We start from the raw sequence: 409 nt of genomic DNA, 5'->3' as shown, positions 1-409 counted from the left end.
CGCCTGGGCCGAGGCGGGCCTGGCGACGGAGGAGCTGGTCGCTGACCGCCTGCGCCGCGACGGCGTGGTCGGCATGACCCCGGCACTCGCCATCACGGCGATGCAGCAGGCCCTGGACCACGGCGACGTCGCCCTGACGATCGCCGACGTCGACTGGGACCGGCTCTCAGCCGAGTTCGCCGCGGTCCGTCCGAGCCGTCTCTTCGACGAGATCCCCGAGGTCCAGCGCCTCCGTTCGGCAGCTGCCGAGTCGCGGACCGAGGGCGCCACGGCTGACGCGGCCTCCTCGCTGACCCAGCGCCTTGCGGGGCTGTCGCAGGTCGAGCAGGGTCGCGCCCTGTTGGACTTGGTGCGCGCCCAGGTGGCGGCGGTGCTCGGCTACTCCGACGCGACTGCGGTCGAGGGCGGT

At 74.1% G+C, this 409-nt stretch carries 1 protein-coding gene; it reads left to right on the top strand.

What is annotated here, in order from left to right; genetic code table 11:
• Window positions 1-409 (top strand): acyl carrier protein (locus tag TR48_RS44135; protein WP_042375652.1); only part of this gene is annotated, 409 nt, incomplete at both ends.

Source organism: Streptacidiphilus neutrinimicus (assembly GCF_000787815.1).
In the GTDB taxonomy this organism is placed as follows: Bacteria; Actinomycetota; Actinomycetes; order Streptomycetales; family Streptomycetaceae; genus Streptacidiphilus; species Streptacidiphilus neutrinimicus.
The sequence above is the reverse complement of the archived record's forward strand: the minus strand, read 5'-3'. Positions and strand labels throughout refer to the sequence as shown.